The 23,705-nt window shown below is 62.9% G+C and carries 27 protein-coding genes; 19 read left to right on the forward strand and 8 right to left on the reverse strand.

Annotated features, from left to right (window positions below):
- Positions 1-20 precede the first annotated feature (20 nt).
- Together glnL and ntrC are read left to right on the forward strand one after the other, a co-directional pair.
- Positions 21-1,112, forward strand: coding sequence for a nitrogen regulation protein NR(II) (gene glnL / locus V6943_RS03040; protein WP_340552572.1), 1,092 nt, complete (start codon positions 21-23; stop codon positions 1,110-1,112).
- Positions 1,099-2,535, forward strand: coding sequence for a nitrogen regulation protein NR(I) (gene ntrC / locus V6943_RS03045; RefSeq protein ID WP_340552573.1), 1,437 nt, complete (start codon positions 1,099-1,101; stop codon positions 2,533-2,535). The genes glnL and ntrC overlap by 14 nt, the downstream gene beginning before the upstream one ends.
- Positions 2,536-2,562: 27 nt before the next feature.
- Here ntrC and V6943_RS03050 read toward each other — a convergent pair whose 3' ends face one another.
- The gene (locus V6943_RS03050; RefSeq protein ID WP_340552574.1) at positions 2,563-3,018 is read right to left on the reverse strand and encodes a hypothetical protein; all 456 of its coding nucleotides are present in this window, start codon (positions 3,016-3,018) and stop codon (positions 2,563-2,565) included.
- Between V6943_RS03050 and trmL the strand changes: the two genes are divergently transcribed.
- The 16 genes from trmL (at position 3,017) to V6943_RS03130 (ending at position 16,335) form a co-directional block, all read left to right on the forward strand.
- Positions 3,017-3,478, forward strand: coding sequence for a tRNA (uridine(34)/cytosine(34)/5-carboxymethylaminomethyluridine(34)-2'-O)-methyltransferase TrmL (gene trmL, locus V6943_RS03055; RefSeq protein WP_181100207.1), 462 nt, complete (start codon positions 3,017-3,019; stop codon positions 3,476-3,478). The genes V6943_RS03050 and trmL overlap by 2 nt on opposite strands.
- 107 nt (positions 3,479-3,585) lie before the next feature.
- Positions 3,586-5,949 carry an FdhF/YdeP family oxidoreductase gene (locus V6943_RS03060; RefSeq protein ID WP_340552575.1) on the forward strand — a complete coding sequence of 788 codons (2,364 nt, stop codon included), beginning with the start codon at positions 3,586-3,588 and terminating at the stop codon, positions 5,947-5,949.
- Between the two features lie 294 nt (positions 5,950-6,243).
- Complete coding sequence (hslV, locus tag V6943_RS03065; protein ID WP_181085700.1) at positions 6,244-6,780, forward strand: ATP-dependent protease subunit HslV; 537 nt, start codon at positions 6,244-6,246, stop codon at positions 6,778-6,780.
- A 27-nt stretch (positions 6,781-6,807) separates the two neighbouring features.
- On the forward strand, positions 6,808-8,148 hold the full coding sequence (gene hslU, locus V6943_RS03070; RefSeq protein WP_340552576.1) for an ATP-dependent protease ATPase subunit HslU: 1,341 nt from the start codon (positions 6,808-6,810) through the stop codon (positions 8,146-8,148).
- Between the two features lie 114 nt (positions 8,149-8,262).
- On the forward strand, positions 8,263-8,637 hold the full coding sequence (locus V6943_RS03075; protein WP_131649426.1) for a gamma-butyrobetaine hydroxylase-like domain-containing protein: 375 nt from the start codon (positions 8,263-8,265) through the stop codon (positions 8,635-8,637).
- A gap of 244 nt (positions 8,638-8,881) precedes the next feature.
- Positions 8,882-9,751, forward strand: coding sequence for an alpha/beta fold hydrolase (locus V6943_RS03080; protein ID WP_340552577.1), 870 nt, complete (start codon positions 8,882-8,884; stop codon positions 9,749-9,751).
- A gap of 142 nt (positions 9,752-9,893) precedes the next feature.
- Positions 9,894-10,664, forward strand: coding sequence for a bifunctional demethylmenaquinone methyltransferase/2-methoxy-6-polyprenyl-1,4-benzoquinol methylase UbiE (gene ubiE, locus V6943_RS03085; RefSeq protein ID WP_181099418.1), 771 nt, complete (start codon positions 9,894-9,896; stop codon positions 10,662-10,664).
- On the forward strand, positions 10,664-11,287 hold the full coding sequence (locus tag V6943_RS03090; RefSeq protein WP_340552578.1) for a ubiquinone biosynthesis accessory factor UbiJ: 624 nt from the start codon (positions 10,664-10,666) through the stop codon (positions 11,285-11,287). The genes ubiE and V6943_RS03090 overlap by 1 nt, the downstream gene beginning before the upstream one ends.
- Positions 11,284-12,894: a ubiquinone biosynthesis regulatory protein kinase UbiB gene (gene ubiB, locus V6943_RS03095; protein ID WP_340552579.1), complete on the forward strand. Its 1,611-nt coding sequence runs from the start codon at positions 11,284-11,286 to the stop codon at positions 12,892-12,894. Before V6943_RS03090 ends, ubiB begins: the two co-directional genes overlap by 4 nt.
- Positions 12,895-12,943: 49 nt before the next feature.
- Entirely contained in the window at positions 12,944-13,339 is a 396-nt protein-coding gene (hisI, locus tag V6943_RS03100) for a phosphoribosyl-AMP cyclohydrolase (protein ID WP_340552580.1), read from the forward strand.
- Positions 13,332-13,664 carry a phosphoribosyl-ATP diphosphatase gene (locus V6943_RS03105; protein ID WP_131649420.1) on the forward strand — a complete coding sequence of 111 codons (333 nt, stop codon included), beginning with the start codon at positions 13,332-13,334 and terminating at the stop codon, positions 13,662-13,664. The genes hisI and V6943_RS03105 overlap by 8 nt, the downstream gene beginning before the upstream one ends.
- A 24-nt stretch (positions 13,665-13,688) precedes the next feature.
- Positions 13,689-13,919 carry a twin-arginine translocase TatA/TatE family subunit gene (gene tatA, locus V6943_RS03110; RefSeq protein ID WP_131649419.1) on the forward strand — a complete coding sequence of 77 codons (231 nt, stop codon included), beginning with the start codon at positions 13,689-13,691 and terminating at the stop codon, positions 13,917-13,919.
- Between the two features lie 3 nt (positions 13,920-13,922).
- Complete coding sequence (tatB, locus tag V6943_RS03115) at positions 13,923-14,309, forward strand: Sec-independent protein translocase protein TatB (protein ID WP_340552581.1); 387 nt, start codon at positions 13,923-13,925, stop codon at positions 14,307-14,309.
- Positions 14,306-15,106, forward strand: coding sequence for a twin-arginine translocase subunit TatC (gene tatC, locus V6943_RS03120; RefSeq protein WP_181099409.1), 801 nt, complete (start codon positions 14,306-14,308; stop codon positions 15,104-15,106). The genes tatB and tatC overlap by 4 nt, the downstream gene beginning before the upstream one ends.
- Positions 15,103-15,810: a 16S rRNA (uracil(1498)-N(3))-methyltransferase gene (locus V6943_RS03125; protein WP_131649416.1), complete on the forward strand. Its 708-nt coding sequence runs from the start codon at positions 15,103-15,105 to the stop codon at positions 15,808-15,810. Before tatC ends, V6943_RS03125 begins: the two co-directional genes overlap by 4 nt.
- Positions 15,811-15,915: 105 nt before the next feature.
- Complete coding sequence (locus V6943_RS03130; RefSeq protein ID WP_340552582.1) at positions 15,916-16,335, forward strand: UPF0158 family protein; 420 nt, start codon at positions 15,916-15,918, stop codon at positions 16,333-16,335.
- Between the two features lie 203 nt (positions 16,336-16,538).
- Here V6943_RS03130 and dtd read toward each other — a convergent pair whose 3' ends face one another.
- Entirely contained in the window at positions 16,539-16,976 is a 438-nt protein-coding gene (gene dtd, locus V6943_RS03135; protein ID WP_340552583.1) for a D-aminoacyl-tRNA deacylase, read from the reverse strand.
- The gene (pip, locus tag V6943_RS03140; protein ID WP_131649413.1) at positions 16,976-17,947 is read right to left on the reverse strand and encodes a prolyl aminopeptidase; all 972 of its coding nucleotides are present in this window, start codon (positions 17,945-17,947) and stop codon (positions 16,976-16,978) included. The genes dtd and pip overlap by 1 nt, the downstream gene beginning before the upstream one ends.
- 78 nt (positions 17,948-18,025) lie before the next feature.
- On the opposite strand from pip, the gene V6943_RS03145 reads away from it, so the two are divergent.
- A complete protein-coding gene (locus V6943_RS03145) occupies positions 18,026-18,457 on the forward strand; it encodes a hypothetical protein (protein ID WP_131649412.1) in 432 nt (143 codons plus the stop codon).
- A gap of 5 nt (positions 18,458-18,462) precedes the next feature.
- On the opposite strand, the gene V6943_RS03150 is transcribed toward V6943_RS03145, so the two are convergent.
- From V6943_RS03150 to V6943_RS03170, 5 genes are all read right to left on the reverse strand, one after another.
- Complete coding sequence (locus V6943_RS03150; protein WP_197444860.1) at positions 18,463-19,005, reverse strand: lipocalin family protein; 543 nt, start codon at positions 19,003-19,005, stop codon at positions 18,463-18,465.
- Positions 19,006-19,014: 9 nt separating this feature from the next.
- Positions 19,015-19,269, reverse strand: a complete 255-nt coding sequence (locus V6943_RS03155) for a hypothetical protein (protein WP_131649410.1) — start codon at positions 19,267-19,269, stop codon at positions 19,015-19,017.
- 88 nt (positions 19,270-19,357) lie between these two features.
- Positions 19,358-19,960: a DUF924 family protein gene (locus V6943_RS03160; RefSeq protein ID WP_340552584.1), complete on the reverse strand. Its 603-nt coding sequence runs from the start codon at positions 19,958-19,960 to the stop codon at positions 19,358-19,360.
- Between the two features lie 3 nt (positions 19,961-19,963).
- A complete protein-coding gene (locus V6943_RS03165) occupies positions 19,964-20,974 on the reverse strand; it encodes a class 1 fructose-bisphosphatase (RefSeq protein ID WP_131649408.1) in 1,011 nt (336 codons plus the stop codon).
- A 185-nt stretch (positions 20,975-21,159) separates the two neighbouring features.
- Positions 21,160-23,619, reverse strand: a complete 2,460-nt coding sequence (locus tag V6943_RS03170) for a glycogen/starch/alpha-glucan phosphorylase (RefSeq protein WP_340552585.1) — start codon at positions 23,617-23,619, stop codon at positions 21,160-21,162.
- Between the last annotated feature and the right edge of the window lie 86 nt (positions 23,620-23,705).

Genomic DNA, 23,705 nt, shown 5'->3' on the forward strand with positions numbered 1-23,705 from the left:
CCTATCGGATGCAGACAGCCATGATCAACGAAGCCATACAGCGCCTGCTGATCGAAAACCTGACCACCGCGACCCTGCTGCTCGACTCGCGCTTGCGTCTGGAATACATGAATCCGGCAGCGGAGATGCTCCTGGCGGTTAGTGGCCAGCGTAGCCACGGCCAGTTCATCAGCGAACTTTTCACCGAGTCGCCCGAAGCGCTGGCGGCCCTGCGCCAGGCTGTCGAACAGGCGCACCCCTTTACCAAGCGCGAGGCAACGCTGACCTCTACCAACGGCCAGACGCTGACCGTGGATTACGCGGTCACGCCGATGCTGACCCGCCAGGAAACCATGCTGTTGCTGGAGGTGCTGCCGCGTGATCGACTGCTGCGCATCACCAAGGAAGAAGCGCAACTGTCCACCCACGAGACCACCCGAATGTTGGTCCGCGGCCTGGCCCACGAGATCAAGAACCCGCTCGGCGGCATCCGTGGCGCGGCGCAACTGCTCGCGCGGGAGTTGCCCGAGGAACACCTGAAGGACTACACCGAGGTAATCATCGAGGAGGCCGACCGCCTGCGGAACCTGGTCGACCGGATGCTCGGCTCGAACAAGCTGCCATCCCTGACGATGACTAACGTCCACGAAGTGCTGGAGCACGTCGCCAGCCTGATCGAAGCAGAAAGCCAAGGTCGCCTCATTTTGGTGCGCGACTACGACCCGAGCATTCCCGAGGTACTGCTCGATCGCGAGCAGGTGATCCAGGCCGTGCTCAACATCATGCGCAACGCCATGCAGGCACTTGCCGGCCAGACGGAACTGGGGTTGGGCCGCCTGACATTGCGTACCCGCACACTGCGTCAGTTCACCATCGGGCACGTCCGCCACCGCCTGGTGACGCGCATCGAAATCATCGACAACGGCCCGGGCATCCCCGCCGAACTGCAGAACACGCTTTTCTACCCCATGGTCAGCGGGCGTCCCGATGGCACCGGCCTCGGGCTGGCGATCACCCAGAACATCATCAGTCAGCATCAGGGCCTGATCGAATGCGAGAGCCATCCGGGGCACACCGCGTTCTCGATCTTCCTGCCGCTGGAACAAGGAGCCCATCAGCATGAGCCAAAGTGAAAACGTCTGGATCGTCGACGATGATCGCTCCATCCGCTGGGTGCTGGAAAAGGCGCTGCAGCAGGAAGGCATGGCCACGCAGAGCTTCGACAGCGCCGATGGCATGCTGAGCCGACTGGCGCGGCAGCAACCGGATGTGATCATTTCCGACATCCGCATGCCGGGTATCAGTGGCTTGGACCTGCTGTCGCAGATTCGCGAGCACTATCCGCGTCTGCCGGTGATCATCATGACCGCCCACTCGGACCTCGACAGCGCGGTGGCGTCCTACCAGGGCGGCGCATTCGAATACCTGCCCAAGCCATTCGATGTCGACGATGCGGTGTCGCTGGTCAAGCGCGCCCACCAGCACGCGCAGGAACAGGAGCAGCTCAAGGAGCCCGTCAGCCGCCACCACACGCCGGAAATCATCGGCGAGGCGCCGGCGATGCAGGAGGTCTTTCGCGCCATCGGTCGCCTCAGCCACTCCAACATCACCGTGCTGATCAACGGCGAGTCGGGCACCGGCAAGGAACTGGTCGCCCATGCCCTGCATCGCCACAGCCCGCGTGCCGCTTCCCCGTTCATCGCGCTGAACATGGCGGCGATTCCCAAGGACCTGATGGAGTCGGAGCTATTCGGCCACGAAAAAGGCTCCTTTACCGGTGCCGCCAACCAACGCCGTGGGCGGTTCGAACAGGCCGATGGCGGCACCCTGTTTCTCGACGAGATCGGCGACATGCCGGCCGACACCCAGACCCGCCTGCTGCGCGTGCTCGCCGACGGCGAGTTTTACCGAGTTGGTGGTCATACGCCGGTTCGCGTCGATGTGCGCATCATTGCCGCAACGCATCAGGACCTGGAAACGCTGGTACAGGCCGGCAAGTTTCGCGAAGACCTGTTCCACCGCCTGAACGTCATTCGCATTCACATCCCGCGTCTGGCCGATCGACGCCAAGACATTCCCACGCTCGCGCAACACTTTCTCGCCAGGGCCGCGCAGGAGTTGGCCGTCGAGACCAAGCTGCTCAAGAGCGAGACCGAGGAATATCTGCAGAACCTGCCATGGCCCGGCAACGTGCGTCAGCTGGAGAACACCTGTCGCTGGATCACGGTCATGGCCTCGGGACGCGAGGTACATGTGAGCGACCTGCCGCCGGAGCTGCTCAATCAGCCTGCCGACGCCCTACCGGCCCATAACTGGGAACAGGCGCTGCATCAATGGGCCGATCTGGCGCTGGCACGCGGCCAGTCAGGCCTGCTCGACGAGGCGGTGCCGGCATTCGAACGGATCATGATCGAAACCGCCCTGCGCCACACCGCCGGGCGGCGACGCGACGCCGCGCTGCTGTTGGGTTGGGGTCGCAACACCCTGACGCGCAAGATCAAAGAGCTGGGGATGGGCGTGGACGGTGGCGAGGACGACGACGGCGAGGACAACTGACCGACCGATACGTACCGGGTTGCGCCATCAGCGCGGCGCGACCCGCACGTCTAACCGCCAGTCACCGTCGGCTTCCTGGCCATCCGACTCGGCCACCAGTGGTCTGGTCGCCACGAAGTGCAGCAACAATCCGCTCTCAGTCGTTTGCAGGCGCCAGCCCACGTTGGTGCCGCCGATATCAAGCCGTCCGTCCGCGGCACTGCCCTGCGCCTGGAACAACATGCCCACCGCCCCGTCCACGTCCTGGCTGTAGAGCTCCGGCTCGCGATCGAACCACAGCTGCAGCCCACCGGCGATAGGCTCGGCACGCAGCAACTGCACCGGCCCGGGCGCCGTGACCCGCCCAATCATGGCGCCCACCAGCAGCCCGATCAGCACCAGCGCTGCGAAAAAGCGCCGACGCAAACGAGGTAGCGGATCGTGCGGCGCAGGGTCGCCTGCCGCAGTAGAATGCCGGTCGTTTTCAGAGTCGGTGATGCGCATGTTCCATGTGATCCTTTTCCAGCCGGAAATTCCGCCGAATACCGGCAACATTATCAGGCTCTGCGCCAATGCCGGCTGCAGCCTGCACCTGATCGAACCCCTGGGCTTCGAACTGGACGACAAGCGTCTGCGCCGGGCGGGCTTGGATTACCACGAATATGCGCCGTTGCAACGCCACGCTGATCTGGACAGCTGCCTGGCGAGCATCGGCCAGACACGCCTGTTCGCGTTCACCACCAAAGGCTCGCAGCCTTTTCATCAAGTGCAGTTCCAGCGCGGCGATGCCTTCCTGTTCGGCCCCGAAAGTCGCGGGCTGCCGCCGGAAATCCGCGACGCACAGCCCAACGAACGGCGCCTGCGCCTGCCGATGCGGCCCGACAGCCGTAGCCTGAATCTCTCCAACACCGTTGCCGTCGCTGTTTACGAAGCCTGGCGCCAGCTGGATTTCGCGTTGCAATAACAGCCTGTAACAAGCCGTATAACCCTAGTATCGACAGGGTTGAACGATCACCCGGCCCCTACGTCGTAACTCCATGCGCCTCCATAACAAGAGCACAGGAGATCGACGTGAGCCAGCCAACCTTCAAGCCCTACCACGCACCATCCGGCGGCTGGGGCTCGGCCTATTCGGTCGCCAATATCCTGATCCGCGAGAAGATTCCGTTAGCCGGCGCCTCGCTGTTGCTCAAACAGAACAAACCCATCGATGGCTTCGCCTGTGTCAGCTGCGCCTGGGCCAAGCCACACCCGTCGCGTGCCCTGTCGTTCTGCGAGAACGGCGCCAAGGCCACCGCCTGGGAAAACACCAGCCGTCGCTGCGGCCCGGATTTCTTCGCCGCCCACACAGTGCGTGAATTGCTCAACTGGACCGACTTCGATCTGGAGCACCAAGGCCGCCTGACCCATCCCATGCGCTACGACGCCGCCAGCGACCAGTACAAACCAGTCAGTTGGGACGAGGCCTTCGCCGAGATCGGCCAGGAACTGAAAGCCATGGCCGACCCCAACCAGGTGGTCTTCTACATGTCCGGTCGTGCCTCGCTGGAAACCGCCTACATGTATGGCGTGCTGGCACGGATGTACGGCACCAACAACCTGCCGGACAGCTCTAACATGTGCCACGAAAGCACCTCGGTGGCGTTGCCGGAGAGCATCGGCGTTCCCGTTGCGACCGTCACCCTGAACGACATGGAAAAGACCGACGGCCTGTTCTTCTTTGGCCAGAACACCGGCACCTCCAGCCCGCGCATGCTCCACGAACTGCAGGAAGCCCGCGAGCGCGGCGCCGAGATCGTCACCTTCAATCCGATTCGCGAACGCGGGCTGGAGCGCTTCGTCGATCCGCAATCACCCAGGGAAATGCTTACACCGGACAGCACGGTAATCAGCACCCAATATCATCAGCTGGCGATCGGTGGGGATATCGCCGCGATCACCGGGGTCTGCAAGGCGCTGTTCGCCATGGATGACGAGGCGCAAGCGGCGGGTAAACCACGCGTGCTGGACGTCGAATTCATCGCGCAGCACACCCACGGCTTCGAGGCTTTCGAACAGCGCGTACGCGGCTATGCCTGGCCAGTGCTGGAGCGCCGTTCGGGCCTCAGCCGCGCAGCGATGGAAGCCGCCGCCACCGCCTACGCCAGCTGCCAGCGCGTGATCGTGGCCTACGGCATGGGCATCACCCAGCACCGCCATGGCGTGGAGGCGGTGCAGATGCTGGTCAACCTGCTTTTGCTGCGCGGCAATATGGGCAAGGAAGGCGCCGGCATCCTGCCGGTGCGGGGGCATTCCAACGTGCAGGGCCAGCGCACCGTGGGCATCACCGAAAAGGCGGCGAAGGTGCCCGCCGATAATCTGCGCCGGCAGTTCGGCTTCGAGTCGCCGAGCGAGGATGGCGTGAATACGGTGGAAGCCTGCGAAGGCATCCTCGACGGCAGCATCAAGGGTTTCATCGCCCTGGGCGGCAATTTCACCCGCGCGGTGCCCGATACTTCGCAGATCGAACCGGCCTGGCGCAGGCTGCGCCTGTCGGTGCAGGTGTCGACCAAGCTCAACCGCAATCACCTGATCACCGGCGAGGTGTCATACATCCTGCCGTGCCTGGGCCGTACCGAGATCGACCGCCAGGCCACCGGCGAGCAGCGCAACACCACCGAAGACAGCACCGGCTGCATTCGGGCCTGGCGCGGGGCAGCCGAGCCCGCTGGTGAGTTGCTGCTGTCCGAGCCGGCCATCGTTGCGCGGCTGGCCAAGGCCGCGCTGGTGGATAATCCAAATCTCGATTGGAACGCCTGGGTCGGTAACTACGATCTGATCCGCAATGCCATCGCCGAGAGCTATCCCGATATATTCCATGACTTCAACGTGCGCATGATGGAGCCGGGCGGCTTCCATCGGCCTCTAGGCGCCAGCCAGCGCCAGTGGGACACCGAAACCGGCAAAGCCAACTTCATCAACCCGCCGGAGCTGGCGGCAGACCCCGATACCGAAGAAGGCGGCCATGAGCGGCACGACGTGCTGCAACTGATGACGCTGCGCAGCAACGATCAGTTCAACACCACCGTCTACGGCTACAACGACCGCTTTCGCGGTATCCACGGCACGCGCGCGGTGATCATGATGAACCGCAACGACATCGCCCGCCTGGGCCTGGCCGAAGGTGATCAGATCGAGGCAGTGACCGAGGTGGACGATGGCGTGCATCGCGCGGTTGGACCATTGCGCGTAACGCCCTACGACATTCCCGAAGGCTGCTGCGCCGGCTACTACCCCGAGTGCAACGTGCTGCTGCCGGTCTGGCACCACGCCAAGCGCAGCAAGGTGCCGGCGGCGAAATCGATTCCGGTGCGTTTGCGCAAGGTCATCGCCGCGACTCGAGCTTCCAGCGTGCCCGTCGAGCCCAACCCACCGACAGGGGTTGGCGCAGCCTGACTTGAGCGAGATTCGGGCCGCCTCCCTTCGCCGCAGCCGCGCCTCTTGGTTGTCTTGATGGTGCCCGTGCTCCTGCGTGGGCACCTCTGAAGATGCTCAGCGTCACGACGCTCCCACGCTTGGAGCATGGGAGCGATCAACGACACCTCCACCGCAGCAGCGGACCGCTCCCACGATAGAAGCTTTACGATTCCTGGCCGCCGGACGGAAACATGGCCGGTTGAAAAGCGCGTTGCCCTCCCCCATATCAACCGCATTCGGGCATTCATCGCCCCGCCGCGTGGAGAATTTTCCTTGACCACCATCGTTTCAGTGCGCCGCAACGGCAAAGTCGTCATGGGCGGCGACGGCCAGGTTTCCCTGGGCAATACCGTCATGAAGGGCAACGCCAAGAAAGTCCGCCGCCTCTACCACGGCCAGGTGCTGGCCGGTTTCGCCGGTGCCACCGCCGACGCCTTCACCCTTTTCGAGCGCTTCGAGGGCCAGTTGGAAAAACACCAGGGCCATCTGGTGCGCGCCGCCGTCGAGCTGGCCAAGGACTGGCGCACCGACCGTTCCCTGAGCCGCCTGGAAGCCATGCTCGCCGTGGCCAACAAGGACGCATCCCTGATCATCACCGGCAACGGCGACGTGGTGCAGCCCGAGGACGACCTGATCGCCATGGGCTCCGGCGGCGGCTTCGCCCAGGCGGCGGCCATGGCGCTGCTGCGCAAGGGCGGCGACGAAATGTCCGCCCAGGATATTGCTGAGACCGCGCTGAACATCGCCGGCAGCATCTGCGTCTTCACCAATCAGAATCTGACTATTGAGGAATTGGATAGCGCCGTCTGAGCGCACCCGATTCCGGAGTACTGAAATATGTCCATGACGCCCCGCGAAATCGTCCACGAACTCAACCGCCACATCATCGGCCAGGACGACGCCAAGCGTGCCGTCGCCATCGCCCTGCGCAACCGCTGGCGGCGCATGCAGCTCTCCGCCGAACTGCGTCCGGAAGTCACGCCGAAGAACATCCTGATGATCGGCCCGACCGGCGTCGGCAAGACCGAGATCGCCCGTCGCCTGGCCAAGCTGGCCAACGCGCCCTTCATCAAGGTGGAAGCGACCAAATTCACCGAAGTTGGCTATGTGGGCCGCGACGTTGAGTCGATCATCCGCGATCTTGCCGATGCTGCATTGAAGATGCTGCGCGAGCAGGAAGTGCAGAAGATGCAGCACCGCGCCGAAGACGCCGCAGAGGAGCGCATCCTCGACGCCCTGCTGCCACCGGCCCGCCCCGGCTTCAACGAAGATCCGGCGCCAAGCAGCGATTCCAACACCCGCCAGCTATTCCGCAAGCGTCTGCGCGAGGGCCAGCTGGACGACAAGGAAATCGACATCGAAGTCGCCGACAGCCCGGCGGGCGTTGAGATCATGGCCCCGCCCGGCATGGAGGAAATGACCAGCCAGTTGCAGAACCTGTTCTCCAATATGGGTAAGGGCAAGAAGAAAAGCCGCAAGCTGAAGATCAAGGACGCGTTCAAGCTGGTGCGGGACGAGGAAGCGGCGCGCCTAGTCAACGAGGAAGAACTCAAGGCCCGCGCGCTGGAAGCGGTGGAGCAGAACGGCATCGTCTTCATCGACGAAATCGACAAGGTGGCCAAGCGCGGTAACACCAGCGGCGCCGATGTCTCTCGCGAAGGCGTGCAGCGCGATCTGTTGCCGCTGATCGAGGGCAGCACGGTCAACACCAAATTGGGCATGGTCAAGACCGACCACATTCTTTTCATCGCCAGCGGCGCCTTCCACCTGTCCAAGCCCAGCGATCTGGTGCCGGAGCTGCAGGGTCGCTTGCCGATCCGCGTGGAGCTCAAGGCGCTGTCCCCGGAAGACTTCGAGCGCATCCTTACCGAGCCGCACGCCTCGCTCACCGAGCAGTACCGTGAGCTGCTGAAGACCGAAGGGCTGCATATCGAATTCGCCGAGGACGGCATCAAGCGACTGGCCGAGATCGCCTGGCAGGTCAATGAGAAGACCGAGAACATCGGCGCCCGCCGCCTGCATACCCTGCTCGAACGCTTGCTGGAAGAAGTTTCCTTCAGCGCCGGCGACTTGGCCGGGCAGCAGAACGGCGAGCCGATCCGCATCGATACCGCCTACGTCAACGAGCATCTCGGCGAGCTGGCGGAAGACGAAGATCTGTCGCGGTATATCCTTTAAAAACAGCAGGGAGCTGGGAGCCAGAAGCTGGAAGAAGGGTGCGGCACGACCTGTTCAGCAGCAGACAGGCTTCCGGCTTTGGCTTTCGGCTTCAAGCTCATACGGAGTATGCCCATGCGCATCCCCACTCAGATCAAACTCCGCAAGGCTTCGAAAACCCTGGAGCTGGAATACGGCACCGACGAGCGCTACAGCCTGCCGGCCGAATTCCTACGGGTGAATTCGCCGTCCGCCGAAGTCCAAGGCCATGGCAATCCGATCCTGCAGACCGGCAAGATCAACGTTGCGCTGGAAGGTGTGGAACCTGCCGGACAGTACGCGCTGAAGCTGACTTTCAGCGACGGCCACGACAGCGGCCTTTACAGCTGGGAATACCTCGACCATCTGTCGCGCAACCAGCAGCAACTTTGGGACGAATACCTCCAGGCGCTGGCCGCAGCTGGTAAATCCCGCGACCCGGATATCTCGCCGGTCAAGCTGATGCTTTGAAAGGCTGATTGGCTGCGTTGCGCTGCAGCCAACTGCCGAAGTAACACTCGCTCGCCGGGTTTCAACCCACCCGCTTTCTCCAGCTGCGCCCCCCCACGGCAGCCACTTAGCCGTGTTCGTGGCCACCCAACCTTCCCGCCCAATGGCAGCACAACTGATGAGCCCGCCGACGCGCGCGCGGTCAAAGCTCAGGTTCGAACGTAGTCAACAGACCCGCCACATACGACTACCGGGAGCCTTCGCCATGCCTGCCCACCGTGTTACCCACCACCATCTCGACCTAGACGGTATCGACGTCTTCTACCGCGCCGCCGGGCCGCAGGACGCACCTGTGGTTCTACTGCCTCACGGTTACCCTTGCTCGTCCTACGAATTCAGGGCCTATATGCCGTTGCTTGCCGACCGCTGGCGGCTGCTCGCGCCGGATTTCCCAGGCTGCGGTTACAGCGCGACGCCGAACGACTTCGCCTACGATTTCGACGGCTACGCCGACTTCCTCGATCGCTTCACCCGCCGCCTGGGCGTAGAGCGCTTCGCACTCTATCTGCACGACTTCGGTTCGCAGATCGGTCTGCGCCTGGCCATCGCCCAGCCGCAGCGCATTGCCGCGCTGATCCTGCAGAACGGCGACATCTACGAGGACCAACTGGGCCCCAAGTACGCCGCGCTGCAAAGCTTCTTCGCCAACCCGACCCCGCAGGCGCGCGCCGGGCTGGCCGACGCCGTCAGCTTCGAAGGCTTCAAGGAAGAATTTCTCAACGAGGTGGAGCCGGAGCTAGCCAAATGCATCCCGCCGGATCTGTGGCACCTGCATTGGGCACTGATGACACCGCGTCGCAAGGAAATCACGGTGCAGGTGATCGCCGGGCTCAAGGAGAACCTAGCCTGGTTTCCCCGTTATCAGGCCTACCTGCGCGACCATCAGCCGCCCACTCTGATCGTCTGGGGTCCTCGCGACGGCTACATGCCCGAGGGGTCGGCAAAAGCCTACCTGCGCGACTTACCGAACGCCGAGCTGCACCTGTTCGAGGATGGCGGTCATTGGCTGCTGGAAACCCACCTCGATGAAGTCGCGCGCCTGTCGCGGGCGTTCCTGGAGCGGAGTCACCACTGAGCGCAGACGGTCATCGTCGGCGAGGCCGGCAAGCTGCACAGCGACCGAGCCCATCGGACAAATCTTTTGAGGCTTGCCGCTTGAAGCTCACCGCAGCCTTTTAGGTTTAGAATGCCCCGCACATTCTTCCGGTGACAGTGACATGACCGATCCCCGCAAAGAGCATGACGCAGAGCCCATCACCCACTTCGGCTACAAGAACGTGCCGGAGAGCGAGAAAGCGCACAAGGTGGCCGAGGTTTTCCATTCCGTGGCCGCCAAGTACGACCTGATGAACGACCTGATGTCCGGCGGCGTGCATCGCCTCTGGAAGCGCTTCACCATCGAGTTGTCCGGCGTACGCCCTGGCAATCGCGTGCTGGATATCGCCGGTGGTACAGGTGACTTGACCCGGCAGTTCTCGCGCCTCGTCGGCACCACCGGCGAAGTGGTACTGGCCGACATCAACGCCTCGATGCTCAAAGTCGGACGCGACAAGCTGCTGGACAAGGGCGTGGCCGGCAACGTCAAGTTCGTTCAGGCCGACGCCGAGAAGCTGCCCTTCCCGGACAACCACTTCGACGTGGTCACCATCGCTTTTGGCCTGCGCAACGTCACCCATAAGGAAGACGCCATCGCCTCGATGCTGCGGGTGCTCAAGCCCGGCGGGCGGCTGCTGGTGCTGGAGTTCTCCAAACCCACCAACCAGCTGTTCTCCAAGGCCTACGACGCCTACTCGTTCAGCCTGCTACCGATGATGGGCAAGCTGATCACCAATGACTCAGAGAGTTACCGCTACCTGGCCGAATCCATCCGCATGCACCCGGACCAGGAAACCCTGAAGGGCATGATGGCCAACGCCGGATTCGAGCGCGTGACCTATCACAACATGACCGGCGGCATCGTCGCCCTGCATCGCGGCATCAAGCCCTGATGTTGCGCGCTGCCCTGCTGGCCGCGGCCGAGCGCGGCATCAACCGCGTCCTGCGCCTGGACCCTACCGCATTGCCGCGGTTGGCCCGACTGAGCGGTCGCGTCATCGAAATCGACTGCACGACGCCCGCCTGGCGCCTGTTCGTGCTGGCCGATGGCGAAGGGCTGCGGCTGGCTGGCGACTGGGGCCGCGAGGCCGATTGCCGTCTGCGCGCGCCTGCCGCGAGCCTGCTGCGACTGGCGACCAGCCGCAACAAGACCGCGATCCTGCACGGCCCGGACGTCGAGATCGAGGGCGACAGTGCGCTGCTAATGAGCCTTGCCGAAGTGTTGCAGGATCTCGAGCTGGACTGGGAATACGAAGTCTCACGCTGGCTCGGTCCGGTCGGCGCTCAGCTTCTTGGCTCCGGCGTGCGCGGCCAGACCGCCTGGGCACGGCAAAGCGCTGAAAGTCTGCGCCAGAACCTCGCCGACTACCTCAGCGAAGAGTCCCGAACGCTGGTCGGCATGGCCGAGGCCGAAGCCCGCTTCGCTGAACTCGACCAACTCAAACTCGTCCTCGACCGACTCGAAGCCCGAGTCGAGCGGCTCAACCAATCTCTGAAACCAGACCAAGCCGAATGAAGCTGCTCGCCGCCACCCGCCGCCTGTTCCGCATCCTGCTGGTGGTGATCCGCTACCGCCTGGACGACATCATCCTCGACCTGCCGATGCCTTGGTGGCTACGCACCTCCAGCTATCTGCTGCCCTGGCGCTGGCTGCCACGGCGCCGCAGCGTGCTGTCCCGCGGCGCGCGCCTGCGCCTGGCGCTGGAAGGCCTGGGGCCGATCTTCATCAAGTTCGGCCAGATTCTCTCGACCCGCCGCGACCTGTTGCCGCTGGATATCGCCGAGGAACTGGCGATGCTGCAGGACCGCGTCCCACCCTTCGATTCGGCCGTCGCCACCGCCCTGATCGAGCGACAGCTGGGCGCATCGGTTGGCGAGATATTTGCGCGATTCGACAGCAAACCGCTGGCCTCCGCCTCGGTCGCGCAGGTCCATGCCGCCAAGCTGCGCAGCGGCGAAGAAGTGGTCGTCAAGGTGGTCCGGCCGAATCTGCGGCCGATCATCAGCCAAGACATTGCCTGGTTGTTCCTGCTGGCCAAGACTGCCGAGCGCGCGTCTACCGAGGCTCGCCGCCTGCACCTGGTGGAAGTGGTCGACGACTACGCCAAGACCATCTACGACGAACTCGACCTGCTGCGCGAAGCGGCCAATGCCAGCCAGCTCAAGCGCAACTTCCAGGGCTCACCGCTGCTTTACATACCGCAGGTCTACTGGGACCTGTGCCGCCCGCAGGTGCTGGTCATGGAGCGCATCTACGGTGTGCCGGTGACCGATATGAAGCGCCTGGCCGAACAGCGCACGGACATGAAACAGCTGGCCGAGCGCGGCGTGGAAATCTTCTTCACCCAAGTCTTTCGTGACAGCTTCTTCCACGCCGACATGCACCCCGGCAACATTTTCGTCAGCACTCATCAGCCGTGGAACCCGCAGTACATCGCGGTGGACTTCGGCATCGTCGGCAGCCTGACGCCTGAAGATCAGGATTACCTGGCACGCAACCTGATGGCTTTCTTCAAGCGCGACTACCGCAAGGTCGCGCAGCTGCACATCGATTCGGGCTGGGTGCCGGCGGAAACCAAGGTCAACGAGTTCGAAGCAGCGATCCGTACCGTCTGCGAGCCGATCTTCGAGAAGCCGCTGAAGGACATCTCCTTCGGTCAGTTGCTGGTGCGCCTGTTCCAGGTGGCGCGGCGCTTCAATATGGAGGTCCAGCCGCAGCTGGTGCTGTTGCAGAAGACCCTGCTGAACATCGAAGGGCTGGGCCGCGAGCTGTATCCCGAACTGGACCTGTGGTCCACCGGCCAGCCTTACCTCGAGCGCTGGATGCGCGAACGCATGAGTCCCATGCAGTTGCTGAAAAACGCACACGCGCAGATAGAGCAATTGCCGCACCTGGCCGGCATGACCCGCGAGCTGCTTGAGCACATGTCGCAGCCCCATGCCAACAATCCCGCACCGCCCTGGCGCGAACGTCACCACGGCTGGCCGCTGCGACTGATTGGCGCATCGCTGCTGGCTGGCGGCGCGGTACTGGCAGCCGGAGCCGAGACTTTCACAGCCGCCGCTGCTTGGCCGGCCTGGCTGATGCTGGCGGCCGGCCTGTTCATCGTCGTACGCCGATAGCCAGCGGTCGGCGAGGCTGGCAAACTTGACGCATTGCACGGAGACGCCGATGAACTGGCTGGACGAAATCAACTGGAATGCCGATGGCCTGGTCCCGGCGATTGCACAGGACTACAGGACCGGGCGCATCCTGATGATGGCCTGGATGAATCGCGAGGCCCTGACGCTGACCGCGACGGAGAACCGCGCCATCTACTGGTCACGTTCGCGTGGCAAGCTGTGGCGCAAGGGCGAGGAGTCCGGTCATGTGCAGAAACTGCATGAACTGCGCCTGGACTGCGATGCCGACGTCATCGTGCTGATGGTCGAGCAGATCGGTGGCATCGCCTGCCATACCGGACGTGAAAGCTGCTTTTATCGGGTCTTCGAGAACGGCGACTGGAAAACCGTCGAACCGGTCCTCAAGGATCCCCACGCGATCTATGCGGAGCACCGACATGAGTGACACCCTTGCCCGCCTGGCCGAGGTGCTGGAAGCCCGCAAGGGTGCGGCGGCGGACAGCTCCTATGTGGCCAGCCTCTACCACAAGGGTCTGAACAAGATTCTCGAGAAAGTCGGCGAAGAGTCGGTGGAAACCATCCTGGCCGCCAAGGATGCCGCCATCAGCGGCGACGCCAGCGAGCTGATCTATGAAACCGCTGATCTGTGGTTTCACAGTCTGGTGATGCTGGCCGCGCTGGATCAGCATCCACAGGCGGTACTGGACGAACTCGACCGGCGATTCGGTCTCTCCGGGCATGCGGAAAAAGCCGCGCGCCCACAATCCTGATAGTCAACTTCGGAGTACTGCAGCATGGGTTTTGGTGGAATCAGCATCTGGCAACTCCTGATCGTTCTGCTCATTGTGGTCATGCTCTTCGGCACCAAGCGCCTCAAGGGCCTGGGGTCGGATCTGGGTGACGCCATCAAGGGCTTCCGCAAATCGATGGGCACCGATGAGGAAAAGCCCAGCGTCGAAGAAAAGCAGAGCCACACCATCGATGCCGAGGCCCGCAAAGTCGAAGATCCGACGAAGAAGAACTAAGGCATGTTCGATATCGGCTTCACCGAACTGCTGCTGGTCGGCCTGGTAGCGCTGTTCGTCCTGGGTCCAGAGCGCCTGCCCGGCGCGGTGCGCACCGCCGGTCTTTGGATCGGCCGGGCCAAGCGCAGCTTCGCCAATATCAAGGCCGAGGTCGAACGCGAAATTGGCGCCGACGAGATTCGCCGTCAGCTGCACAACGAGCGCATTCTCGATCTCGAACGCGAGATGAAGCAGAGCATCATGCCGAGCCCACCCAGCGTCCCGGCCAAGCCCAGTCCACAATCGGCAACGCCACCGCCTGACGCCAACGCGATCGACGCACCAACGGCCGAGCCCAAACCCGCCGAAACCACCCCCGCACCACGACCGGACCGACCCGCCGAGCCATGAGCAATACCTCCATCGATGATCAGGAAATGCCGCTAGTTGCCCACCTGACGGAACTGCGCAAGCGCCTGCTTCGCTGCGTGGTGGCGATCCTGCTGCTGTTCGGCGCTTTGTTCTACTTTTCCCAGCAGATCTACTCTCTGGTTGCCGCACCGTTACGCGCCTATCTGCCGGAAGGGGCGACCATGATCGCCACCGGCGTGGCCTCGCCATTCCTCACGCCCTTCAAGCTGACGATGATGGTGGCGCTTTTCCTCTCGATGCCGGTGATCCTGCATCAGATCTGGGGGTTCATCGCCCCCGGCCTGTACAAACACGAAAAGCGCATCGCCATCCCACTGCTGATTTCCAGCATCTTCCTGTTCTACGGCGGCATGGCTTTCGCCTACTTCGTGGTGTTTCCGATCATGTTCGGCTTCTTCGCCAGCGTGACGCCCGAGGGCGTGGCGATGATGACCGACATCGGCCAGTACCTGGATTTCGTGCTGACGCTGTTCTTCGCCTTTGGCGTGGCCTTCGAGATTCCGGTGGCAACCTTCCTGCTGATCTGGGTCGGCATCGTCGACGTTGCCACCTTGCGCAAAAGCCGTCCCTACGTGATCGTCGGCTGCTTCGTCGTTGGGATGGTGCTGACGCCGCCCGACGTGTTTTCCCAAGCGCTACTTGCCATACCGATGTGGCTGCTGTTCGAGGCTGGGCTGATTTGCGGCAGCATGGTCAAGAAGCGTGAAGAGTTTCGCGGCGATGCCGAAGACGACCAACCGCACCCCAGCGACCAATCGCCTACGCCTCGTCCATGAACCTGCTGCTGCTGGAGGCGGCCGATTTCGTGGCCGCCAATCGTGTGGTCCTGCATGATCGCCGTCTCACGCATATTCGAGAGGTGCACCGTGCCGAGGCAGGTGAGCATCTGCGCGTTGGCCTGCTCGGCGGCGAAATGGGCCAGGGCCGCTTGCTGCGGCTGGATGCCAATGAGGCGGAGCTCGAGGTCGAGCTGAATCAACCGCCGCCGGCCAAACTGCCGATCACCCTGCTGCTGGCGCTGCCAAGACCGAAGATGCTCCGCCGTGTACTGCAGACCGTCGCCTGCATGGGCGTACCGCGGTTGGTGCTGCTCAACAGCTATCGCGTGGAAAAGAGTTTCTGGCAAACCCCTTTCCTTGAACCGGCCGCCATTCGCGAGCAGCTGCTGCTCGGGCTGGAGCAAGCACGCGATACCGTGCTTCCGGATGTGAGTATCGAGAAGCGCTTCAAGCCCTTCGTCGAGGATCGATTGCCACAACTGGCCGCCGGTACTCGCGGTCTGGTCGGGCATCCGGGCAACTATCCGGACTGTCCACGCGCCATCACCGAATCGGTTACGCTGGCCATCGGTCCGGAAGGCGGCTGGATACCCTATGAAATCGACAAGCTCAGCGAAGCAGGTCTGCAACCTGTTCAGCTGGGCGCGCGCATCCTGCGAGTGGAAACCGCCGTCAGTGCGCTGCTGGCGCGCCTGTTCTGACAAAGCCGGCACGTACGTCGCGTGGCGATGCAGTACCGATGAACGTAATGCACGCATCCGGAGCATGTGGGTCAGAGCTACTGAACCCCAAAAGCAGTAGCTGCCATGCGCCCTTTGACCATCGATCTTCACCGGCTGGAATACGCGCTGGATAACCGCGACGCCAGCGAACATTACCTCGATCTGGAGTCCGGCCAAATCCGCGCGGTATTTCCCGGCGAAGCCGCGCCGGGCGTGAACGAAAAATACGAAGTGCAGGAGGACCGCTTTCTGCATATCGAACCCCTCGGGCTTGCCGAGTCGATCGCGATGCGCGAAGCGTTTCTGTTCACTCAGCATGACCCCATCGCTCATGCGATGCTCAGCGACGCATTGACAGGCCGCAAGCCTTTGCGAACCTTCGATTTCAAACTGGAGGATTTCCCCGCGGTGCGCCAGGCCTGGCTGGACTATCAGGCCGTTCAGCTACGCGAATACGCCATCACCTGGCTGCACGACAACGGACTGGAGCCCTCGGGGCGCTAGCCTTTTCTCGGTACCAGCTGGTATGGCCGCTCCCTCACCAAGCTTCTTCCAAAGGAAGAGTGGCTGCTGCGATGTGGGCATGCCCTTACAGCGCTTGCCACCCGGCTTGTCTCCCTCTCCCCGCCGGGGAGAGGGTTGGGGTGAGGGGCGGAGCGAAGTGAAGCACAGAGGGCCGCCTCATCCACGAGCCAGCTTTCCGACACTCAGCTCTCCAACAGAAAGGTCACCGGCCCATCGTTTAGCAGATGGACCTGCATATCGGCCCCGAAACGCCCGCTGGCGACCGGCGAATGCTGACGCCGTGCCTGCGCTAGCAGGTAGTCGTAGAGCTCTTCGCCGAGCTGCGGCGATGCCGCGCTGGAAAAACTGGGCCGAAGACCGCTACCGGTATCCGCAGCCAGGGTGAACTGGGAGACCATCAGCAGACCGCCACCAATGTCCGTCAACGAGCGATTCATCCGGCCCTGCTCGTCGCTGAAAACGCGATAGCGCAGCAGCTTGTGCAACAGCTTGTCGGCCCGAGCATGGTCATCTTCACGTTCGACGCCGACCAGCGCCAGCAGGCCCAGGTCGATGGCGCCGACCACTTCGCCCGCCACCTCGACCCGCGCCTGCCGCACGCGCTGGATCAATGCCTTCATCAGGCTTCCTCGGGCGGCAGATCGAGCAAGCGGTGGGCGATGTCCGCGGCGGCACGCACCAGAGCATCACAGATACCCGACTCCGCTGCAGAGTGACCCGCTTCGCGAATGATCTGCAACTCGCTGTTCGGCCATGCTTCGTGCAGTTCCCAGGCGTTTTCCAGCGGGCAGATGACGTCATAGCGTCCATGCACGATGATCCCCGGAAGATGGGCAATCTTGTGCATGTCACGCAGCAGTTGATCGGGCTCGAGGAAAGCATCGTTGACGAAGTAATGGCACTCGATGCGCGCCATCGCCAGCGCCCGATGGGTGTCGGAGAAACGATCGACGACCTGGGTGTTGGGCCTCAGCGTGGCGGTACGGCCTTCCCAGCAGGACCAGGCCTTGGCGGCGTGCATCTGGGCGATCTGGTCGCTGCCCGTCAAACGCCTGTAGTAAGCCTGCATCAGATCGCCCCGCTCTTCCGGCGGGATCGGCGCAAGAAAATCCTGCCAGTAGTCCGGAAACAATCGGCTGGCGCCTTCCTGGTAGAACCAGTGGAACTCCTTCGGCCGGCAGAGGAAAATGCCGCGCAGGATCAGCGCGTGCACATGTTCGGGAAATGCCTGAGCGTAGGCCAGCGACAAGGTTGAGCCCCAGGACCCACCGAACAGCACCCATTTGTCGATGCCGAGATGTTCACGAATCCGATCCATGTCGGCGATAAGGTGTGCGGTGGTGTTGTTTTCCAGGCTCGCATGTGGAGTCGAGCGGCCACAGCCACGCTGATCGAAGGTGATGATGCGGTACAGGTTGGGATCGAAGAAACGTCGGCTCAGGGCATCACAGCCACCGCCTGGGCCGCCATGCACGAATACCACGGGCAGGCCCTCCGGTGATCCACTCTCGTCCACGTAAAGCACATGCGGTTGGTCGACCGCCAGCTCGTGCCGGGCGTAGGGTTTGATCTCCGGATACAAGGTCTGCATGGCACACTCCATGATCGGTGCGCGGGCTTAGACCCGCCTGACGTTTCCGGCATCATAACGAGGTTCGAGAGGTTCGGCATGCCCGTATGGAAATTAGCCATCGCTATCGCGGCGCTGGCCCTGCTGCTGGCCGGTTGCGGCCGCGACGATCCGCAGGCGGCGCTTGAAATGGCCGCGCAATCGCTACAGGAAAGCATCGAAAACAAGGACAACGGCGACCTGATGGCGCGGATACATCCGGAGTTTCGCGCCAACCAGAACCTCGACCGGGACTGGGTTCGGCGCACGGCCGGCCTGATGTTCCTGCGTCACACCAACGTGCGGGTGATAGCGCTGAATCCCCAGAGCTGGATCGATCCGATCTATTCGGACAAAGGCTACAGCGAAGCCCAGGTAGCACTGACCGGTGCCGAGCGTTGGCTGCCCCAACGCGTCGGGCATTACCACGTCAGACTCGAATGGTGGCGCGAGGACGGCGAGTGGCTGCTAGCGCGGCTGGACTGGGAATAACCGAGTCAGGACGACTCGCCGCGCCATATCAATTCGCCGACGTCATAACCACGCTCGCGGGCCTCGGCGAGCAGCCTGTCGCGCGTTGTCGCGTCGACTTCTTTTTCGCGCGAGAGCAGCCACAGGTAATCGCGATCCGGACTGCCCACCAGCGCCACGTCGTAGCCCTCGTCGAGGTAGAGAATCCAGTAATGCCCTTTGGTCAGTCCCGGAAACAGATTGCTGAACCAGTTATCGAAGCGCACCCAGAGCTTGTCAGTCTTGCCAGCCTGCTGGGGCACTGCCTGACCCTGGACCTGCTGCCACTCGCCTTCAGCGGTTTCGCAGCGGTTGGTCACCGCCACGCTGCCGTCATCTTGCAACCGATATTCAGCCTCGGAACGCACACAGTTGCGCTGGAAAAACATCGGCAGCCGCGCCAGCTCATACCAGGTTCCCTGATAGCGCTGCAGGTCGACCTGCCCGACCGTCTCCGGCCCTTCGACATTCCGCGAACCCGCGCATCCTGTGACTAACAACGCGCAACACAGAGCTATGAGGTAACGCATAGGTGCTCCTTATTTCAGGCCTTGGCCGGAAAACATCATCACCTTGTCGCCGGCAAACTGAATGCTGATGAAACGGTTCTTCTGCCCCCAGGTGCAGCTGGACATGCCCAGCGCTCCAGCACACTCACCGGGCTTGCCGAGTAATTCTTCAACTTCCGCGCGGGGCATGCCGGCTTTCAGCTTGGCGAAATTCTCCTGGGTGACCGGACTGCAGGCCGTCAGCAATACGACCAGAGCAAGCAACGACAAATGACGCAACGACATGACAGTTTTCCTTGATTCAGACGGTGCCTGGCCGCGCCCGGCTGATAGAGGTTAGGGAGCGAACAGCCGGGGAGGTTCCTCGCTGCCGCTAGAAACGTGAGCCGGGCTCGGCCAGAAAGGCCTGCTCGGCCTCGGTGGTTTGGCGATAGAGCGTATCGTTGCGATGGGGAAAGCGTCCGAACCGGGCAATCACATCACGATGGCGTTCCGCAAAATCGAGGAAGTCGGCGAACAGCTTTCGGTCTTCGGGCGCGACGAGCCCGTGGAGCATCTGGAATTGCGCAACGGCCTGCTCCTGTGTCTGCAGGCTTTCCGCGTGTTCGAGAACCAGATAGATGAATACCCGCTGAATCGGCGTAAGCAGTACGTCGCCGCCATGCGCCATGCCCTCGCGAACTAACTGCAGGGCTCGCTCGTCCCCGGCGAATGCACGCGGCGTCCCGCGGTAGATCATGCGGGGGAGCTGATCGAGCAGCAGCACCAGCGCGAGCCAACCGTGTGGCGATTCTGCCCAGTGGCCCAGCCCGCCGGCCAGCGCCTGCTCGGTGAGGTCGCCGAAGCGATCACGCGCCTCGGCGTCCTGTTCGGGCTTGTAGCCGAACCACAGTCCGTGCTTCTGCCGGGCGATTTCGCCAACGGTGGCGCCCTGGCCGAACCACCAGTTCAGCAAATCCAGCCAGGGCGCCTTCACCGATCAGTCCTGGTGGTAGCCGGTGGCGCGCTCGACCTCTTCCTTGGAGCCGAGGAAGACAGGGACGCGCTGGTGCAGCGAAGTCGGCTGGACATCGAGGATGCGCTGCGTGCCTGTGGTGGCGGCACCGCCGGCCTGCTCGATGATGAAGGACATTGGATTGGCTTCGTACATCAGGCGCAGCTTGCCCGCCTTGCCCGGCTCACGGGCATCACGCGGGTACATGAAGATGCCGCCGCGGGTCAGGATACGATGCACGTCGGCCACCATCGAGGCGATCCAGCGCATGTTGTAGTTCTTGCCCAGCGGGCCTTCGGCCCCGGCCAGCAACTCGCTGACGTAGCGCTGCACCGGCGGCTCCCAGTGACGCTGGTTGGACATGTTGATGGCGAATTCGGCCGTCGACTCGGGTACGCGCAGGTTCTCGTGGGACAGGACGAAGCTGCCCAGTTCGCGGTCCAGGGTAAAGCCCATGACACCGTTGCCCAGCGTCAGGATCAGCATGGTCTGCGGGCCGTAGATGGCATAGCCGGCAGCGACCTGCTTGGTGCCGGGCTGGAGGAACGCTTCTTCGCCGAGCGCATCGTTCTGCGTGAAACATTCGCCCGGGCAGCGCAGCACCGAGAAGATGGTGCCAACCGAAACGTTGACGTCAATGTTGCTGGAGCCGTCCAGCGGGTCGAAGACCAACAGGTAGGCGCCCTTGGGGTATTTGCCGGGAATCTGGTAGGCGTTGTCCATTTCTTCCGACGCCATGCCGGCCAGGTGGCCGCCCCACTCGTTGGCCTCGAGCAGGATTTCGTTAGACAGCACGTCGAGCTTCTTCTGCACTTCGCCCTGGATGTTCTCGCTGTCAGCGCTGCCGAGCACGCCGCCTAGCGCGCCCTTGGACACGGCGTGGCTGATTTCTTTGCACGCTCGGGCCACTACCTCAATTAGGAAGCGCAGGTCCGCCGGGGTGTTGTTGCTGCGGGTCTGCTCGATCAGGTAGCGACTCAGGGTTACGCGTGACATGGAATGGCTCCGGAGGATGAAAAACCCGCGCAGTTTAGCAGGCCGAGGGGAAACTAACCCTGCCTCAGACCTGCCCTGAGACCACAGAGTTCAGCGCAACGGCAAAGTGCCCGCAGACGCCGCCTCTCAGCCGCTCTGGCGCGGGTTTGGCGACCCTTCGATCGCCTTCGACCAAGCACTAGTGCTCAGAGCACCTTCCAGATCTCCTCGGCATACTCACGAATGGTCCGATCCGAGGAGAACCAGCCCGTACGCGCTGTATTGAGCACGGCGGAACGCCACCAGCTGTCGGCATCGCTCCAACGCGCTTCGACTTCCAGCTGCGCCTGCCAATAGGCCTCGAAGTCGGCGCAAACCATGAAGGTGTCGTGCCATTTCAGACCGTCGATCAGCGCTGTGTAACGACCGGGGTCGTCAGCCGAGAATGCGCCGTTGCGAATCGCCATGAGCACTTCGTTAAGGCGCGGAGAGTCGATGATGATCGCCTCGGCGTTGTACTCGTTGGCCTGCTTGCGCGCCTCGACCTCCTGCGCGGTCATGCCGAAGATGAACATGTGCTCGCGTCCGATCTGCTCAGACATTTCGACGTTCGCGCCATCGAGCGTGCCGATGGTCAGCGCGCCGTTGAGGGCGAACTTCATGTTGCTGGTGCCCGAAGCCTCCAGTCCCGCAGTGGAAATCTGCTCGGATAAGTCGGCGGCCGGAATGATGCGTTCGGCCAGGCTGACGTTGTAGTTGGGCAGGAACACCACCTTGAGCAAGCCGCGCACCGTCGGGTCATCGTTGATGGTCCGCGCGATGTCGTTGGTCAATTTGATGATCAATTTGGCCGTGTGATAACTCGCCGCCGCCTTGCCCGCGAAAATCTTCACCCGTGGTACCCAGTTGCGGCCCGGATCGGAGCGGATCGCCTGGTACAGCGCCACGGTGTGCAGCAGATTGAGCAACTGTCGCTTGTACTCGTGGATGCGCTTGACGTGCACGTCGAACAGCGCGTTCGGGTCGACGCTGATGCCCAGCCGCTCCTGGATCATGCGCGCCAGCAGCTGCTTGTTGTTCAGCCGCTGGGCGGCAAAGCGCGCGCGGAAACCCGGTTGATCGGCATAGGGCTCAAGCTGGCGCAGCACCGTTTCCGGCGCATCGAGCAATTCTTCGCCGACATGCTCGACGAGCAGCCGGGTCAATTGCGGATTGGACTGGTACAGCCAGCGGCGGAAGGTGATGCCGTTGGTCTTGTTGCTGATCCGCTCGGGGTACAGCGAATGCAGATCGGTGAACACCGTCTCGCGCATCAACCCGGTGTGCAGCGCCGACACGCCATTGATGCAGTGCGAACCGAGGAACGCGAGGTTACCCATGCGCACCCGGCGGCCATGCCCTTCTTCGATCAACGAGACCGAACGCAGCAGGTCCAGGTCATGAATACCGCGCTCGCGCAACGCATCGAGGTGCTGGGCATTGATCAGGTAGATGATTTGCATATGTCGCGGCAGCAGGCGCTCCATCAACCCCACCGGCCAGGTTTCCAGCGCCTCCGGCAGCAGGGTGTGGTTGGTATAGGACAGCGTATTGACGGTCAGCTCCCACGCCTTGCGCCAAGGGATATCGTGCACATCGACCAGCAGCCGCATCAGCTCCGCCACGGCGATGGCCGGATGGGTATCGTTGAGCTGGATGGCGGCGAATTCCGGCAGATTCATCAAGGTGCCACGCTGATCCAGATGACGCCGCAGCAGGTCCTGCAGCGAGGCCGCCACGAAGAAATATTCCTGGCGCAGACGCAGCTCCTGGCCCGCCTCGGTGCTATCGGCCGGATACAGCACGCGCGAGATGCTTTCGGCGCGGGCTTCTTCGGCGACGGCACCGATATGGTCGCCGGCATTGAAGCGCTCCAGATGGAAATCCGCCTCGGCGCGGGCGCGCCACAGGCGCAGCGTATTGACGCTTGCCCCGCGCCAGCCGACCACCGGCGTGTCGTAGGCAATCGCGCGCACGCCTTCGGCCCAGTGCCAGAAATGCTTGGGCTGCTCCTGCCCGGCGGCGTCGTGCGGCATGGCCGTAACGCTACCGCCAAAGCCGATCAGATAACCGACCTCGGGCCGTTCGAACTCCCAGGGGTTGCCGAAATTCAGCCAGGTTTCGGTCTGCTCGTGCTGCCAGCCATCGACGATGGCCTGGCGGAACAGGCCGTGATCGTAGCGAATCCCGTAACCATGGGCGGCAATGCCCAGCGTCGCCATACTCTCCATGAAGCAGGCCGCCAGCCGGCCAAGACCGCCGTTGCCCAACGCCGCATCCGGCTCGGTCAGGCGGATGTGGTCGAAATCCACATCGACATCCGCCAGGGCTTCGCGCGCAACGTCGAGCAGGCCGAGGTTGCTCAGGCTGTCGGTGAGCAAACGTCCGATGAGAAATTCCAGCGAGAGGTAATAAACCCGCTTCTTGCCCTCCCGATAACTCTCGCGCGTACGGTCCATCCATTGATCGATCATGCGATCGCGCGTAGCCAGCGCGACCGCTTCGAACCAGTCGTGATCGGACGCATGCTCCGGGTCTTTGCCGATCGAATAGGTCAGCTTGCTGATGATCGAATTGCGGAAGGCTGCGACAGCATCGGCGTCAGGAGCAGTGGGTTCTTGCGACATGGACAGACCTCATGGAGCTGGGAAGGGGTTCATGGCAGCACAGGCCACCTCGGCAAAGGGCAATGCAGACAGGTTTGCAGGTTTCA

The sequence above is a fragment of the Pseudomonas sp. CBC3 genome (assembly GCF_037967085.1).
Lineage (GTDB): Bacteria > Pseudomonadota > Gammaproteobacteria > Pseudomonadales > Pseudomonadaceae > Stutzerimonas.